The sequence below is a fragment of the Thermomonospora catenispora genome (assembly GCF_006363815.1).
Taxonomy (GTDB): Bacteria; Actinomycetota; Actinomycetes; order Streptosporangiales; family Streptosporangiaceae; genus Thermomonospora; species Thermomonospora catenispora.
Genome location: NZ_RRYT01000009.1, coordinates 24,885 through 41,203 on the forward strand (window position 1 = coordinate 24,885; position 16,319 = coordinate 41,203).

The 16,319-nt window shown below is 75.0% G+C and carries 12 protein-coding genes; 7 read left to right on the forward strand and 5 right to left on the reverse strand.

The features are described 5' to 3' along the window. Positions 1 to 179 precede the first annotated feature (179 nt). The 3 genes from EIO00_RS09460 to EIO00_RS09470 all read left to right on the forward strand — a co-directional run bounded on the left by EIO00_RS09460 (position 180) and on the right by EIO00_RS09470 (position 6,671). Positions 180 to 3,062, forward strand: a complete 2,883-nt coding sequence (locus tag EIO00_RS09460; RefSeq protein ID WP_241661240.1) for a helix-turn-helix transcriptional regulator — start codon at positions 180 to 182, stop codon at positions 3,060 to 3,062. A gap of 157 nt (positions 3,063 to 3,219) precedes the next feature. Next, positions 3,220 to 4,314, forward strand: coding sequence for an alpha/beta fold hydrolase (locus EIO00_RS09465; RefSeq protein ID WP_140177270.1), 1,095 nt, complete (start codon positions 3,220 to 3,222; stop codon positions 4,312 to 4,314). 2 nt (positions 4,315 to 4,316) lie between these two features. Next, positions 4,317 to 6,671, forward strand: coding sequence for a GMC oxidoreductase (locus EIO00_RS09470; protein ID WP_140177272.1), 2,355 nt, complete (start codon positions 4,317 to 4,319; stop codon positions 6,669 to 6,671). A 126-nt stretch (positions 6,672 to 6,797) separates the two neighbouring features. Here the strand turns inward: EIO00_RS09470 and EIO00_RS09475 are convergent, their stop codons facing one another. Next, a complete protein-coding gene (locus EIO00_RS09475; protein WP_140177274.1) occupies positions 6,798 to 7,523 on the reverse strand; it encodes a hypothetical protein in 726 nt (241 codons plus the stop codon). 487 nt (positions 7,524 to 8,010) lie between these two features. On the opposite strand from EIO00_RS09475, the gene EIO00_RS09480 reads away from it, so the two are divergent. Next, the gene (locus EIO00_RS09480; protein WP_140177276.1) at positions 8,011 to 8,685 is read left to right on the forward strand and encodes a nucleotidyl cyclase domain-containing protein; all 675 of its coding nucleotides are present in this window, start codon (positions 8,011 to 8,013) and stop codon (positions 8,683 to 8,685) included. A 132-nt stretch (positions 8,686 to 8,817) separates the two neighbouring features. Next, the gene (locus tag EIO00_RS09485) at positions 8,818 to 9,246 is read left to right on the forward strand and encodes a PPOX class F420-dependent oxidoreductase (protein ID WP_140177278.1); all 429 of its coding nucleotides are present in this window, start codon (positions 8,818 to 8,820) and stop codon (positions 9,244 to 9,246) included. A gap of 31 nt (positions 9,247 to 9,277) precedes the next feature. On the opposite strand, the gene hrpB is transcribed toward EIO00_RS09485, so the two are convergent. Continuing rightward, positions 9,278 to 11,776: an ATP-dependent helicase HrpB gene (gene hrpB, locus EIO00_RS09490; RefSeq protein WP_140177279.1), complete on the reverse strand. Its 2,499-nt coding sequence runs from the start codon at positions 11,774 to 11,776 to the stop codon at positions 9,278 to 9,280. A 352-nt stretch (positions 11,777 to 12,128) separates the two neighbouring features. Between hrpB and EIO00_RS09495 the strand changes: the two genes are divergently transcribed. After that, entirely contained in the window at positions 12,129 to 12,830 is a 702-nt protein-coding gene (locus EIO00_RS09495; protein ID WP_241661241.1) for a nuclease-related domain-containing protein, read from the forward strand. Positions 12,831 to 12,912: 82 nt separating this feature from the next. Here EIO00_RS09495 and EIO00_RS09500 read toward each other — a convergent pair whose 3' ends face one another. Together EIO00_RS09500 and EIO00_RS09505 are read right to left on the reverse strand one after the other, a co-directional pair. Then, entirely contained in the window at positions 12,913 to 13,377 is a 465-nt protein-coding gene (locus EIO00_RS09500) for a hypothetical protein (RefSeq protein ID WP_140177283.1), read from the reverse strand. Beyond that, positions 13,370 to 13,735 carry a hypothetical protein gene (locus EIO00_RS09505; protein ID WP_140177285.1) on the reverse strand — a complete coding sequence of 122 codons (366 nt, stop codon included), beginning with the start codon at positions 13,733 to 13,735 and terminating at the stop codon, positions 13,370 to 13,372. Before EIO00_RS09505 ends, EIO00_RS09500 begins: the two co-directional genes overlap by 8 nt. A gap of 97 nt (positions 13,736 to 13,832) precedes the next feature. Here EIO00_RS09505 and EIO00_RS09510 point away from each other — a divergent pair, with 97 nt between their 5' ends. Further along, positions 13,833 to 14,570 (forward strand): histidine phosphatase family protein, encoded by a 738-nt coding sequence (locus EIO00_RS09510; protein ID WP_140177287.1) that lies wholly within the window; start codon positions 13,833 to 13,835, stop codon positions 14,568 to 14,570. A 21-nt stretch (positions 14,571 to 14,591) separates the two neighbouring features. Here EIO00_RS09510 and EIO00_RS09515 read toward each other — a convergent pair whose 3' ends face one another. Further along, positions 14,592 to 16,013 carry a helix-turn-helix domain-containing protein gene (locus EIO00_RS09515; RefSeq protein ID WP_140177289.1) on the reverse strand — a complete coding sequence of 474 codons (1,422 nt, stop codon included), beginning with the start codon at positions 16,011 to 16,013 and terminating at the stop codon, positions 14,592 to 14,594. Positions 16,014 to 16,319 lie beyond the last annotated feature (306 nt).

Here is a 16,319-nt window from a genome sequence, read left to right on the forward strand (position 1 = left end):
CGAGCGATCGTGCTGACGCGGCGGGCACCGGTAATGTGTCGCTCACGATCCTCGTTGATCGCGGACAGACGGATAATCATGGCGTATCGGCCGCCTGTCGCATTGGGGTGTTGGGCACGGTGGAAGGTCGCGCTGACCGCCGGGAGCAGGGCCCGAACGGGCCGCTTGACGATCCGCCGTTGGTCGGACGGCGCGACGCGCTCCAGGCCCTCGACCGGGCGCTGGAGGCCACCGCGGCGGGCTCGTTCCGGTTCGTCGCGCTGATCGGCGAGCCGGGGGCGGGCAAGACCCGCCTGCTGGGCGAGCTGCTGAACGCCGCCGCCGACCGCAAGCTCTCCGCGGTCGCCGGCCGGGCCGCCGAATTCGAGCAGGACATGCCGTTCGGCGTGATCATCGACGCGCTGGACGACCATCTGGAGGAGCACCGTCCCGACCTCAGCCCGGCGGCGACCCGGCTGCTGTCCGGCGTCTTCCCGGCCCTGGCGGCCGGCGGGGAGATCCCGGCGGACGACGCGGAGGACCCCGCCGACCTGACCGGCCTGGCCCGCTACCGGCTGTACCGGACGATGCGCCGGATGCTGGAGGAGCTGGCCGGGCCGGCCGGTCTGGTGCTGGTGCTGGACGACGTGCACTGGGCCGACGCCGCCTCCATCGAACTGCTGGAGCACCTGGTCCGGCATCCGCCGCGGGCCCGGGTCATGGTCGCCGTGGCGTACCGGCCCGCGCAGACCCCGCCCCGGCTGGCCACCCTGGTCGACGCCGCCGGCGGACACGGGCTGCGGGTCCCGGTGGAGCCGCTGACCCGGTCCGAGGTCGCCGAGTTCCTCGGCCCCCAGGTGCCGGCCCCGCAGCGCGAGGCGCTGTACGCGGCCAGCGGCGGCAACCCCTTCTATCTGGAGGCGCTGGTCCGGATGGGCGTGACCGACACGCCCGGCCGGCTGGACGAGGAGGGCCACGTCGTCGGGGCCGACGAGCTTCCCCCGGCGGTGGAGGCCGCGCTCCGGGCCGAGCTGAGCGGGCTGCCCGACCCGGCGCTGCTGGTGGCGCGGGCCGCGGCGGTGGCCGCCGACGAGTTCGAGCCGGCGCTGGCGGCGGCCGCCGCGGAGGTGCCCGAGAGCACCGCGCTGAAGGCGCTGGACGAGCTGACCGCCCGCGACGTGGTGCGGCCCGCGCCCGGGGGCCGGTTCCGGTTCCGCCATCCGCTGGTCCGGCACGCCACCTACGGGTCGGCGGCCGCGGGCTGGCGGGTGGGGGTGCACGCCCGTGTCGCCGACCACCTGGCCCGGCTCGGGATGCCGGCGACGGCACGGGCCCGGCACGTGGAGCGCTCGGGCCGGTTCGGCGACGCCGAGGCGATCGACACCCTGGTCGAGGCCGCCCGCACCGTCGCCGCGCACGCCCCGCAGACCGCCGCGCGCTGGCTCAAGGCCGCCCTCAAGCTGATGCCCGACGCCGACGAGCGGCGGCTGCCGCTGCTCGCCGAGCTGGCCCGGATGCAGGCCGTCAGCGGCCAGCTCACCGAGGGGCGGAAGACCGCCCGCGAGGTGCTGCGGCTGCTGCCGCCCGACGCGCACGCGCTGCGCGCCCGCGCCGCCCGGTTCTGCGCGATGATGGAGCGGCTGCTGGGCAACCCGCAGGAGGCCCGCGGGCTGCTGCTGGCCGAGCTGCGGCGCATGCCCGACCCCCGGTCTGCCTCCGCCGTCACGCTGCGGCTGCGTCTGGTCGCCGAGAGCCTGATGCGGGTCGACTTCCGCGCCGCCCAGGCCGTGCTGGATCTGGTGCCCGACACCGCCGAGGACTGGGACCACGGCCTGACCGTGGCGGTCGCCGCGCTGCGCCCGATGCCCGCCTACGCCGGCGGCCGGGTCGAGGAGGCGCTGCGGCACTGCATCAACGTCGACGGGCTGGTCGCCGCCTCCTCCGACGAGCAGCTGTCCGAATGGCTGGACGCCATCACCTGGTCGTGCTGGACGGAACTGTTCCTGGGGCGTTACGACGTCGCGGCGGGCCGGCTGGAGCGGGTGCTGTCGGTGGCCCGCGCCACGGGACAGAGCTACATCGTCCCCACCGCGCTGGCCGGGCTGGCCAACGCGCACGCGATGCTCGGACGGCTGGACGAGGCCGCCACCGCGGCCGAGGAGGCCGAGGCGCTCGCCCGGATGCTGGTCTCCGACCAGCTGCTGGTGTTCGCCCTCATCCAGCGGTGCCTGGTCGCCTCCTGGCTCGGGGAGGACGAGCACGCGCTGGCCTACGGCCGGGAGGCGGTGGAGGCCGCCGGCGGCACCGGCGAGTGGTGGGGCCGCCAGGCCGCCTACGCGCTCGCGGTCGCGACCGTGCACGCCGGCGACGCCGAGGCCGGCGCGGCCATGCTGCGGGAGGTGCACGCCGCCAGCGACAGCGCCGCCGCGCTGGATCCGAGCACGCTGCGCGCCTGCGAGATCCTCGCCCGGCTCGCCGCGGCGGCCGGAGACGCCGCCGAGGCCGGCCGCTGGGCCGACCGCGCCGCCGACACCGCCCATCCGGTGCTGCCCGCCGATCGGGCGCTGGCCGATCTGGCCCGCGCCCATGCGCTGCGCCCCACCGATCCGGCGGCCGCCGCGCAGCGGGCCCGGCGGGCCGCCGCGACGCTGGAGGAGGCCGGGCACCGGCTGGACGCCGGGCGCGCCCGGCTGGATGCCGGGAGCGCCGCCGCCGAGGCCGGCGACCGCGGGCTCGCCCGGTCCGAACTGCGCATCGCCGCCCAGATCTTCGAGGAGATCGGGGCGCGTCCGCTGCACGCCCGCACCCGGCGCGAGCAGCGCCGGGTCGGAGTGCGGGTGCCCGCCCGCGGCGGGGGCTCCGGCGGCGGGCCCGGCGCGTTGTCGCCCCGCGAGCTGGAGGTCGCCCGCCTGGTCGCCGAGGGCTGCACCAACCAGCAGATCGCCGAACGCCTCTATGTGAGCATCCGCACCGTCGAGACCCACCTGTCGCACATCTTCGCCAAGCTCGGCGTCAGCTCCCGCGTCGCGGTCGTCACCGCGCTCGGCCGACTGATCGAATCCGGCCCCGACGATCGACCGTGATCCGCCGGGCTCCGTGCCGCGCCCGTCCACGCATCAGGGTCGCGCGACACGGATGTCAGGGTTTGCCACGATGTCCCACGCCGCCTGGCGGCGGAATAGTCGTTCCCGTCGTTCCGGCCCCTCGTCTCCCGCCGGACGCGCATGCAGTGGAGGACCGATGAGCGCCCGCATTCCGCGGTTCACGCACGCCGGCGTCACGGATGCGGAGATCTCCGTGCATCCGTTCGCCACCGAGGACGGGCTGGGTCTGCAGCTGACCCGGTTCCGGCGCGCCGACTGCGACGATGTGGTGCTGCTGGTGCACGGGCTGACGATGGCCAGCGACATGTTCATCATGCCCGAGCACCGCAACCTGGTGACCCACCTGCACGACGAGGGGTTCACCGACGTGTGGGCGGTCGACTTCCGGATGAGCAACCGCTATCCGTACGACCTGGAGACCCACCGGTTCACCCTCGACCACTGCGCGCTGTACGACCATCCGGCCGCGCTGGCGGAGCTGCGCCGCCACATCGGGGACCGCCGGGTGCACGTCATCGCGCACTGCCTGGGCGCGGTCACGTTCATGATGAGCCTGTACGCCGGCACGGTCGAGGGGATCGCCAGCGTCGTGTGCAACAGCGTGGCGCTGACCCCCCGGGTCCCCCGCTGGTCGCGGTACAAGCTGGCCTACGGGCCGACGCTGGCGGAGTACGTGCTGGGGTTCCCGTTCCTGGACCCGCGCTTCGGGGAGGCGCCGCCGCTGACCCGCGGCTGGCTGCTGTCCCGGCTGGTCTCGCTGGCGCACCGCGAGTGCGACGTGCGGGCCTGCCACATGCTCAGCTTCATGTGGGGCAGCGGCCGGCCGGCACTGTATGAGCACCGCAACCTGGACGATGCCACCCATCGGCGCATCGCCGACATCTGCGGGGGCGTCGGCGTGCACTACTACCGGCACGTCCACGCGATGGTGGAGGCCGGCAGGGCGGTGAAGTACGACCGGAGGGACCGACGCTTCGCCGCCCTGCCGGACGACTACCTCGCCGCCGCCGGCGAGGTGTCCACCCCGGCGCTGCTGCTGACCGGCGACCGCAACCGGGTCTTCGGCGACTCCAACCTGGTGTGCCACGCCCGGCTGCAGCTGGCCGCGCCGGGGCGGGACGAGCTGCAGGTGCTGCCCGGCTACGGGCACATGGACCCGTTCCTCGGCAAGGAGGCGCACGTCGACGTGTTCCCGACGATGGTCGACTTCATCAAGCGGAAGGCGGCCTGACCATGGGCGAGCGGGTGCGCGAACACGTCGACGCCGTGGTCGTCGGCTCGGGGTTCGGCGGCTCGGTGGCCGCCTACCGGCTGGCCGAGGCGGGCCGGTCGGTGGTGGTGCTGGAGCGCGGACAGGCGTTCCCTCCCGGCAGCTTCCCCCGCTCCCCCGCCGAGATGAGCCGGGCGTTCTGGGACCCGCGGGCGGGCCTGCACGGGATGTACGACGTGTGGCACTTCTCCGGCTGCGACTCCGTGGTCGCCAGCGGGCTGGGCGGCGGCTCGCTGATCTACGCCAACGTGCTGCTGCGCAAGGACGAGCGCTGGTTCGTCCACGAGCACCGCTCCCCGGACGGCGGGTACGAGCCGTGGCCGATCTCCCGGGCCGACCTGGATCCGCACTACGACGCCGTCGAGCGGATGCTGGGCGCCACGCCCTATCCGCTGGAGGAGCCCGCCTACGCCGACACCCCCAAGACGCAGGCGCTGCAGGACGCCGCCGCCGAGCTCGGCCTGGACTGGTTCCTGCCGCCGCTGGCGGTGAGCTTCGCCCCCGAGCCCGGCGCCACCCCCGGCATCGGCCTGCCCATCGCCGAGCCCTGGTACGGCAACCTGCACGGGCTGCCCCGCCGCACCTGCCGGCTGTGCGCCGAATGCGACATCGGCTGCAACGACGGCAGCAAGAACAGCCTCGACCACACCTACCTGTCGGCCGCCCGCTACTACGGCGCCGACCTGCGCACCTCCCACGAGGTCACCCGGATCCGGCCGCGCTCCGGCGGCGGGTACGAGGTCGACTACGTCCGCCACGAGCCCGGCAGGGAATCCCGCGACCTGCCCGTCCACACCATCGGCTGCGACCGGCTGATCCTGGCGGCCGGCACCTACGGCACCACCTACCTGCTGCTGCGCTCCCGGGACGAGCTCCCCGGGCTCAGCCCGGCCCTGGGCACCCGGTTCTGCGGCAACGGCGACCTGCTGACGTTCCTGCTGCGCGCCCGGGACCGCGACCGGATCCGCCCCCTGGTCGCCGGACGGGGGCCCGTCATCACCAGCGCGATCCGGCTGCCCGACGAGGTCGACGGCGATCCGTGCGTCGACGCCGGCCGGCGCGGCGCCTACATCCAGGAGGGCGGCTATCCGGAGTTCGTGAGCTGGATGGTGGAGAGCGCCGACGTGCCCGAGCGGATCAGCCGCGCCCTGCGGTTCCTGTGGGACCGGGTGACGGACCTGTTCTCCGACTCGCCCGACAACAACCTGTCGGCGGAGCTCAGCGAGCTGATCGGCGACGGGGCCCTGTCGGTCAGCTCGCTGCCGCTGCTCGGCATGGGCCGCGACACCCCCGACGGGGTGATGAGGCTCGACGGCGACATGCTGCGGGTCACCTGGAACCCCGAGACCAGCGCGGCGCACTTCGAACGGCTGCGCACGATCATGCAGCGGATCGGCGACGTGCTCGGCGCCGAGTATCAGGACAACCCGATCTGGTTCCGCAAGCGGATCATCACCGTGCATCCGCTGGGCGGCGCCCCGATCGGGCGGCATCCGGGGGAGGGGGTCTGCGACCCCTACGGGGAGGTCTTCGGCCATCCCGGTCTGTACGTCGCCGACGGGGCGGCGATGCCCGGACCGGTGGGCGCCAACCCCTCGCTGACCATCGCGGCGATGGCCGACCGGATGTGCTCCCGGCTTCTCGACACGGGGGCCGGGCCGGCAGCGGACGGGATGCGGGGCTCGTTCGCGACCGGCCCGGTGCTCGGGAAGCCGGGAGCATCCCTCACCTCACTGTCGTTCACCGAGGAGATGAAGGGGCACTGGACGCCCGGGGTCGCCGACCCCCGCGCCGGGGAGAAGGCCGAGGCCCGCGAGCCCTTGGCGTTCAGGCTGACCATCACCGCCGACGACCTGAACCGGTTCCTGGACGATCCGGAGCACACCGCCCGCGCCGAGGGCTGGGTCGAGGCGGCCCGGCTGGGCGGCCGCCGCCCCGTGAGCCGGGGCTGGTTCAACCTGTTCGCCCCCACCGGGCGGCCCGACCGGCGCGTCATGCGCTACCGGCTCCATCTCGACGACGCCGGCGGACGCCCGGTCACCCTCGTCGGCCACAAGGACATCCAGGACGGCCCGCCCACCCGGATCTGGCCGGACACCTCCACCCTCTACGTCCGGCTGCTGGAGGGGCACGTCCAGCCCGACGGCGACGACGAGGCGCCCGTCCTCGGCGCCGGCGTGCTGCACATCCGGCTGGAGGACTTCATCACCCAGCTCACCACCTTCCGGGCCGCCGGCCCCGGCGCGGCCACCGCCCTCGCCCGCTTCGGCGCCTTCTTCGCCGGCCAGCTGTGGAGGGTGTACGGCCCGGACGACTAGACCCGGCCGCTCGGGCCCGAGCGGCCGCCCGGACGTGGGGCGCGGAGGAACTGCGGGGTGCCTCCGCGCCCCACCCTTGCCGGGGACGTCCCCGGGCCCGGGTGCGGCTCGGCCGCATCGGCGCCGTCACAGCATCGAGACGCGATGGCGGGCGAACGGAAGCGAGGGATGGCAGTCCTCCGGGAGGGGGTGCGGAGCGGCGAGGGCCGCGCGGAGGCGCCGGGCGGCGGTCTGCCGGTCGATGGGCTGCATGATGCAGAGCTCGGCCCGGACCGCCTTGCGGACGTCGGCCATCAGGGCGGGGACGTCGCCCACGACGATGATCTCGCCGAGGGCGCCGACGTCGGGGGTCAGCCGGACCGCCAGGGCATGGTGCGGGCCGGCGGGATCGCCCTCCGGCGTCGCCGCATAGCGGAATTCGCAGACGAGGCGGTCGCCGTCCAACGGCCCCTCCTGCAGCAGCCAGGCCGGCCCCGGGGCGACCTCGCCCAGAGCGTCGGTCCAGGCGGGGACGCCGACACCGGGGAGCGCGGCGGCGGCCTTGCCGGCGGCCCGGCGGGACCACTCGGGCCCCACGGCGGCGATGGCCAGCAGGAAGGTCCGGGCGGCGGAGCCGGAGGCCCGATGGAGCTCGGCGATGAGATCGCCCACGGCCAGGCGATGGCCGGCCTCGTGGGGAGCGGCCTTCTCGAGGGCGGCGAGCTGGGCGGAGGTCCACAGCTCGGCCTGGAGGGGCCCCGGCATGCCCTCCAGTTCCGCGGCGGCCCTCACATACGCCCGGTAGACCTCGCGCAGGCCCGGCAGGGCGAGATCGGGCGAGGCGGTCTTGCGGATGGGACGTTCCGGTCGCACCCGTACAGGCTAGTGGGGGCGGACGTGTCGCCTCGGACGAGGACCTTTACGATGTAGATCAATTCTTTGGGCGGGTCGCCCGTCCGCACGGTCACCGCTCTCCTCCTCCGGCCTCCCCCGGTCGCACGGCGGCGCGTCAGCCCCGCCCTCGCCGACCCCGTGAGGACGCCGCCGGATCCGGAGTCCTGAGCCCGGGCATCGATCGGCGGACGGCGCCCGAGGCCGCCCGCGGGCGCACGGACGGAAAGCCTTCGGGTGCGGGCCTTGGTCGCGGAAAACCGCCTGACGCGTTCGCCACCATTCCCTTACGGTGGCTCCGCCGGGCTTCGTTCACCGTCCAAGGGGCGGGAGGGTCCTCAGTGAAAGGACGGTGCACGACCCGCGCGATGGTGACCGGTCAGCCCTCGCGATCTTGCCTCACTCCGCCCATGACGCGAGTGCGGGCGACCGCCCGCATCCGGCGTCCTGACCGAGAAGGGGCCGAACAGTGAACGACCTGGCCTTGTCCCGCGAGCCGGCGGGGCGCGAAGACCGGCTGGTGTACCGGCTCCTCCTGGCGGTGGACATCCAGGGGTACACCAGGCTCGATGTCCGCGAGCAGCTGCGCGTCCAGCGCGACCTGCGCGACGCGCTGGACCGGGCGGCCGAGGGCGTCGGACTGGACCGGAGCCGCTGGGAGAAGCAGGTCGGCGGCGACGGCGAACTGGCCATACCGCCCGAGGGGACCGCGGTGGCGACGCTGGTCGGGGAGTTCCCCCCGGCGCTGGCGGCCGAGCTGCGGGAGCTGAACCGGTCGCAGGCCGGGCGGCCCCGGCTCCGGGTCCGGCTGGCGATGCACTACGGCACGCTGACCGCGGGGCCGTTCGGCCCGGCCGGGCAGGCGCCGATCGTCGTCCAGCGCCTGCTGGACGCCGGTCCGCTGCGCGCGCTGCTGCGCGACGATCCGGACCGGGATCTGGCCTACGCGGTCTCCGACACGCTCTTCGAGGACGTGGTGCAGACCGGGTTCACCCCGATGTCGCCGGGGGACTTCCAGCCCATCCGGGTCACCGCCAAGAACGCGACGTACCGCGGCCACATCCACGTCGGCGATCCGCTGGTCTTCGCCGAGCTGGGCGAGCTGCACAAGGCCGTGGCGCCGGCGCGGCGGGCGGCGGTCTGAGCGCCGGGACCGGCCCGCGTCGGGGCGCCGCAGCGCCCGCGAGGGACCTGCGGCGCGCCGGTCCGGGGAAGGATCTCCGATCGACGGCGGTTGCCTCGAGGGCGGAACACCGTCGACTGCGAAAGGACGCCCATGGCCGACGATGCGCTGACCCGGCTGCTGACCGAGCGCGATCTGGGGGTGCTCGCCACGCTCAAGCGGGACGGGCGGCCCCAGCTGTCCACCGTCAACTACCACTACGACCCCGACCGCGCGCTGATCCGGATCTCGGTCACCGCCGACCGGGCCAAGACGCGGAACCTGATGCGCGATCCGCGCGCCAGCCTCCATGTCAGCAGCGAGGACGGCTGGTCGTGGGCGGTCGCCGAGGGCACCGCCGACCTCTCCCCGGTCGCCGCCGGCCCCCATGACGAGGCGGTCGAGGAGCTGATCGACCTCTATCGCGCCATCCGGGGCGAGCATCCCGACTGGGACGACTACCGCCGTGCGATGGCGGCCGACCGCCGGCTGGTGGTCCGCCTGCGCGTGGAACGCCTGTACGGCCGGCCGCCGCAGAACTGATCCGGGCCGATGCGGGACCGGGCCGGGCGAGTCAGCGCCGGGGGCCGGCGCGCCGGGTGGGCCGGGCGGTGAGCGGGTCCTCCGGCCACGGATGGCGCGGATAGCGTCCGCGCAGCTCGGCCCGGACCGCGTGGTAGCCGTTCCGCCAGAACGAGGCCAGATCGGCGGTGACGGCGGCGGGACGCCCGGCCGGGGACAGCAGGTGCAGCACCAGCGGCACCCGACCGTCGGCCAGCCGCGGCGCGGCCCGCCAGCCGAACACCTCCTGCAGCTTGACCGCGAGGACCGGCTGGTCGCCGCGGTAGTCGACGCGGATCCGGGACCCGGACGGCACCGTGATCCGCTCGGGGGCGAGCTCGTCCAGCCGGGCGGCGCACTCCCAGGGCAGCAGTCCCCGCAGCACCGCCGTCATATCGAGCCGCTCCAGGTCGGCGCGGCCGCGCAGCCCGCCCGACCAGCCGTCGATCACCGCCTCGAGCAGCGCCTCGTCGGACACCTCGGGCCACGGGTCGCCGAACACCCGGCGGCAGAACGCCATCCGGTCGCGCAGCGCCGTCGCCTCCGCGGTCCAGGTCAGCAGGGACGGACCCGTCCGGCGCAGGCCCGTGCGCAGCGCCTCGGCCACCAGGGCGGGGTCGGGGTCGGCGAGCGGGACGGAGGCGAGCTCGATGGCGCCGAGCCGTTCCACGCGGCGGGCCACCAGGTCGCCGTCCCGCCACCGGACCTCCTCGGTCTCGTCCAGCAGCGGGGCGGCGGCGAGCCGGGCGATCTCCTCGTCGATCGGGACGGCCTGCCGGATCCGCGCGGACGGGGACCCGGCGGGACGGTCGGCGGCGGCGATCGCCAGCCAGCGCGGCGCGGACGGGGCGAGAGGGGAGTCCTCGGCGAGCTCGGCGCCGGTCCCGGAGGCCATCAGATACCGGCGGCCGCCCCGGGCCCTGGCCACCCGCTCGGGGAACGCGAGCGCGACCACCGTGCCCACGGCGGCGTCGTCCGGCTCGCCGGGACGGCCGGGCGCGTCCGGCAGGGTCCGCAGCAGCCGGCGGGTCTCCCGCCGCCACCGGTCGGCGTGCGCGGGGTCCCGCCTGCCGGAGCGCACCGTGCGCAGCGCCGCGGCCAGGTCGTCGCCGACGCCGCCGGGCGGGGGCTCGGACAGCAGCGCCACCACCTCGGCGGCGACCCGCTCCCCCACCGCGGCGGCCCCGTCGAGAAGGGCGCGGGCCAGCCGGGGGTGCACGCCGAGACGGGCCATCCGCCGTCCGCGGTCGGTGGCGCGCCCGTCGCGGTCCACCGCCCCGACGGCCCGCAGGGTCTCGCGGGCGGCGCGCAGGGCGGCCCGGGGCGGAGGGTCGAGCAGCGCCAGCCCTTCGGCGTCGGGGTCCCCCCAACAGGCGATCTGCAGGGCGAACGCGGTGAGGTCGGCCAGCTCGATCTCCGGTCGGGGCCGTTCGGGGAGCCGCTGATGCTCGGCGGCCGTCCAGCAGCGGTAGACGACGCCCGGCCCCTGCCGTCCGGCCCGGCCGGCGCGCTGGTCCGCGACGGCCCGGGAGGCGCGGACGGTGGTCAGCCCGCTCAGTCCGCGGGCGTGGTCGGTGCGGGGCTCGCGGGCCAGGCCGGAGTCCACCACGATCCGGACGCCGGGGACGGTGAGACTGGTCTCGGCGACGGCGGTCGCCAGCACCACCCGGCGGCGCGCGCCGGGCGACAGCACGGCGTCCTGCACGGCGGGCGCGGCACGGCCGTGCACCTCCAGCAGGTCGGCGACGGGGCCGATGTCGTCGAGCAGCGCCGCGACGTGCGCGATCTCCCCGACGCCGGGCAGGAAGCACAACACGTCGCCGTCGTGTTCGGTCAGGGCGCGGCGGACGGTGGCGGCGACGTGCGCCAGGAACGCCGGGTCGACGCGCATCCCGTGCGGAGGGGGGATCGGCCGCGACGGCGGCGCCCACACGATCTCGACGGGGTGCATCTCGGCGGACGACTCCACCACCGGCCCCTTCAGCAGCTCGGCCCAGGGCTCGGCGTCGACGGTGGCGGAGGCGGCGACCAGGTGCAGGTCGGGGCGCAGCGCGGCCCGCACGTCCAGCAGGAACGCCAACGCGGTGTCGGCCTCCAGATGACGTTCGTGGCACTCGTCCAGCAGCACCGCGTCCACGCCGGCCAGCTCGGGGTCCTCATGCAGCCGGCGCAGCAGCACGCCGGTGGTGACCACCTCGATCAGCGTTCCGGGCCGGTGCTCGCCGCGGACCGCGAAGCCGACCCGCTCCCCCACCCGTTCGCCCAGCAGCCAGGCCATCCGGCGGGCCGCCGCCCGCACGGCCGGGCGGCGCGGCTCGACGACCAGGACGCGGCGCGGCTCCCGCGGGCCGCCGGGGACCTCCGGCAGCGCCCCGGCCAGGGCGAGCGGGACCAGGGTGGTCTTGCCGGTCCCCGGCGGGGCGGCCAGCACCGCCGTCCCGGCCTGCGCCAGCGCCGCGTGCAGCGCGGGGATCACTGGACGTACGGGCAGGTCGGTGCGGTCTGTGAGCATGTGCTCCAGTGTGCCGGGGCCGGGCCGCGGCCCGCTCCGAAGAGGGCGGAGAAATTGCACTGAAACTTGCACAGACTATTTCAAATGCAGTTTCATGCGGACGTTTGGAACGTTCTCACACAGATCGCACGAGGCGCAGGAGAAAATCGACAGAGAGCCGTCCCCGGACACGAACTTTTTCGGACACTCTTGCTTTTTCGGCTCACTTGCATTACCGAAGATACGGACAAGAAAGCAGCCGGGGCATACCGATAAAGGCGGCGTCGCCGCAGGTGTGACGGAGGTAACAATGATTGGCGGCACCATCTATACACGGGGTAGGGCCGCCTTCACAGGTGGTTCTCCGCAAGCGGTGTTCGAAGAGCTGTGGCTGCGGGAACGCAAGTCCCGGCTGCGCAATCGCGCCATTATCGCGGGGATGACCCTCATCGTCTGCGGATACCTCGTCTCACCGTTGTTCGGTGTGCTGGCGGGCGCCGTGGCCGGCGGAATCGACGCCGCCGTGCACTGGTGGCGGTACCACTCGGCGAGCGTCTGGCGGCGCGGCCTGCGCGGCGAGGAGCGGATGGCCCGCATCCTGCGCTGGACGCTGGAACGCCGCGGCTACCGGACGCTGCACCAGCGCCTCGTCCCCGGGCACGGGACCATCGACACGCTGCTGGTCGGCCCCACCGGGATCTGGCTGATCGACAACCAGGCCTACCACCCCGACACCGAGATCACCGAGCACGGCGGTCGGCTGTTCATCGACGACCGCACCCAGTCGCAGCTGGTCAAGCGGCTGAACGAGACGGCGCGGCAGGCGGCCGAGTCGCTCTCCTCCCGGCTGGTCGCCGGAGAGGTCACGGTGACCCCGGTGCTGGCCGTGCACGGCGGCAAAGTGCGCCGCGGCCGGTTCGTCGCCGACGGCATCGTGGTGACGACCCCGTGGCGGCTGCTGCGCTGGCCCGCCCGGAACCCCACCGCCGAGCTGAGCCCCAAACGGGTCGAGGAGGTCTGGCGGGCCGCCGTCCACTCTCTGCCGATCGGCGGCCGCACCATGACCGACGCCTGACGGCCCGCCCGGGGCCCTCGCCCCGGCCGAGAAGCCCGCGGACTTCCGCCCTCGATCACGGGCAAGTCGACCCCCGCCGTGATCACGAGGCGGAGGTCCGCGTCTTCTTCTCCCCGGTCTCCCGCGCTCCGTCACGCTGGCCGGCCCGGCCGGTCCGCCACAGCCAGGCCAGCCCGATCACCGGGAGCACCAGCGGCACGAACCCGTAGCCGCGGCCGTAGGCCGACCAGACCGTCTCGTCGGGGAAGGAGGACGGATCGACCAGCGAGTAGGTGCCGATCGCCAGCACACCGGCCAGTTCGACCGAGCAGGCCGCCGCCGCGATCCGCCGGGAGGCGTGCCCGCCCGCCGCCAGCGCCACCGTCGCCAGCACGTACACCGCCGCGGCCAGCGCCGACAGCAGGTAGGCCACCGGCGCCTCGTCGAACCGCGTGGCGATCTGCACGCCCGCCCGCGCCCCCGCCGCCAGCGCGAACACCCCGTACACCGCGACCAGCAGCCGCCCCGGGCCCGTGCCGGTGGCGACGGTCCCCGCCCGGTCAGACATCGGCGCCGCTCCAGATCTGCCCCATCCGGACGATCATCACCGCGACCGCCAGCCCGGCGACCACGATCACCGCGGGCCCCCACCGGGAGCGCTCCAGCACGCCCCAGGCGGCGCCCGCGGGCGGGATCAGCACGATGCCCAGCAGGTAGCCGGCGAACGTGGCGCCGCTGTCCGGCCCCTCGTCCCCGGCCAGCTTCACCAGTCCCAGCACCGCCTGGACCAGCAGCATCGCCTCGAGCACGGCCAGCCCGGCCAGGTGCAGCACGTCCATCGGCCGGTCCCGCACCGCCGCCAGCAGCCCGTACGCGGCGACCACCAGGGCGACGACGATGATCGCGGTTGCCAGAGGGTCGGTCATGGCCCTCGAGAGTACTACCGCGTGTAGTGCACCTTCCCCCCGGAACGCCCGTCCGGAACGCCCCGATTCGCGACCGGGGCGCGACCGGTATGGGATCATGGACCGCGTGCGGAACCTGGAGGCGCTGATCGCGACCCGGCACGGCGAGAGCATGGGGAACGTCGCCCACAAGGCGGCCCAGCAGGCTCCCGAGCGCGCGATCGAACGGGTGGACATCGCCGACCGGGACGCCGACGTCCCGCTGTCGGAGCGGGGACGCGCCCAGGCCGCCGCGCTCGGCCGCCGACTGGCCGCGCTGCCCGATGAGGAGCGGCCCACCGTCGTGCTCTGCTCCCCCTATCTGCGGGCGCTGGACACCGCCGAGATCGCGCTGTCGGCGCTGGGCGACCCGCCGGAGCTGCTGGTGGACGAGCGGCTGCGGGACCGGGAGCAGGGCGTGCTGCACGGATTGACCGAGCACGGCATCCGGGTCCGCCATCCCGAGGAGGCCGAGCGCCGGGAGCGGATCGGCAAGTTCTACTATCGGCCGCCCGGCGGCGAGTCGTGGGCCGACGTCATCTTGCGGCTGCGCTCCGTCTACAACGACGCGGACCTGGACTTCCCCGGGGAGCGGGTGCTGGTGGTGGCGCACGACGCGGTGGTCGTGCTGACCCGCTACATCATCGAGCGGCTGACCGAGTCCCAGGTGCTGGAGATCGAGTCCCAGCCGGTGGCCAACTGCTCCTTCAGCCGGTGGATCCGCCGGGACGGCCGGCTCCGCCCGGCCGAGTACAACGACACCGCGCACCTGGCGGAACCGACCGCCGCGCCCGAGCGCACGGCGGCGCCCTCCTGACCCGGGCGCGCGCCGGCGCGGTCAGGGCTCCTCCCCCGTCAGCACCCGGTGGATCCGGGAGCGCACCGCGGCGTGCCGGGGGTCGCCGGGCGGCAGCACCCCGGCCAGGCGCTGCCAGATCTCCAGGTCGTCCTGCCCGGTCGGGGTGTGCGCGTGGATCCACAGCGCCTCGGGGTCCCCCGCGTCCAGCAGCCGACAGCGCAGCCGCACCGCCAGCTCGTCGCGTTCGGCCCGCAAGGCGGGCGACTCCGAACGGGGCAGCAGCTCGCCCCGGTAGAGCCGGGCGGCCTCGGCCAGGTCCTCGCGACGGCCGCCCTCCAGCAGTCGCCGCACGATGAGGAAGTCGGCCTCCACCTCGCACTCCAACCGGTACGGCTTGGCCGCCAGCAGCCCGCCGAGCTGGCCGCGCAGCCGGTGGATCTCGGCCCGGACGGTCGCCGGGTTGCCCTCGTCCCCGTACATCTGGGCCGACAGCCGTTCGGCGGACAGGCCGCGAGGATTGAGCGCCAGCAGGGCGAGGATCTCGGCGTGCCGCAGCGACAACGGCAGCGGCAGGCCGTCCAGCAGCGCGTGCGGCGGATCCCCCAGCAGGGACAGGGTCAGCGACGGACGGTCGCCGACCGGCTCGCCCGGGTCGGGGATCCGCAGCAGGAACACCTCGCCGAGGGATTCGGCCAGCGCGGTGCGGCCGTCCGGCAGCACCATCCGCGCCCCGTCGGCCGGGGCCGGCAGCCGCATCCCCCGCCAGCCCTCGGGCTCGGCGGCCAGCACCCGCCCGGTGCCGGTGACCAGCGCCGCCGTCCCCCCCTCCAGACCGCGCAGATGGCGCAGATAGCGCTCGCGCAGCCGTTCGTCGCGGATCTGCATCTCCAGCTCCAGGCGGGACTCCACCAGCCGGGCCGCGGCGGCGACCAGCCCGAGCACGGCCGGGTGCAGCCGGTCCGCGGTCGCGCTGATGTCGATGCAGCCGATCACCGCGCCGGTGTCCGGATCGCGCACCGGGGCGCCCGCGCACGACCAGGGGTGCAGCACCCGGGCCAGGTGCTCGGTGGCGTAGACGTACTCGGGCCGGCCGGTGGCCAGCGCCGTGCCGATGCCGTTGGTCCCCACCGAGCACTCCGACCAGCAGAACCCCTCGCGCAGTCCCACGGCGTCGGCGGCGCGGCGCAGCCGGGGCGGGGCGTGGCTCCACAGCGCGTGGCCCTCGGCGTCGGCGATCAGCAGCAGGTGCTCGGACTCGTCGGCCGCCTGGCCGAGCAGCCCGCGCAGCACGGGCAGGTGCCGGCCCAGCGGATGGGCCTCCCGGGCCTCGGCGACGGCGTCGCGGTCCAGCGCCCGGGGCGCCGTCCGGATCTCGGCGCTGACTCCGGCCCAGCGGCAGCGCAGCCATGAGGCGCTGATGACGGGACGGGCGCCCCGGCATCCGGACGGGGAATCGGCCATGGCGTCCCGGTCCTCCGCCGGGTGGCGGCCCAGGTCCTGCGGATGTCGGCAGGTGTGCGGAATGGAAACCACGTCGGCCTCGCCCCTCCTCGCCCGACGACGCCGCCTTGAGGCGGCGTTCCCCTCCCCTCGGGCGTGGTCGGTCCGAGCATCGGTCAACCGGTTACCCCGCGCAACCGATTCCGGGGAACCGATCTACCTCGCCTTTGCCACGCTGCGTGCCGATGTCTGTGCAACGTGCATGCAACGTTGCGGCGCATACGGTACGGGCCGTCGGGGGAGGGCCGCGTCCCGGCGCCCGCATCG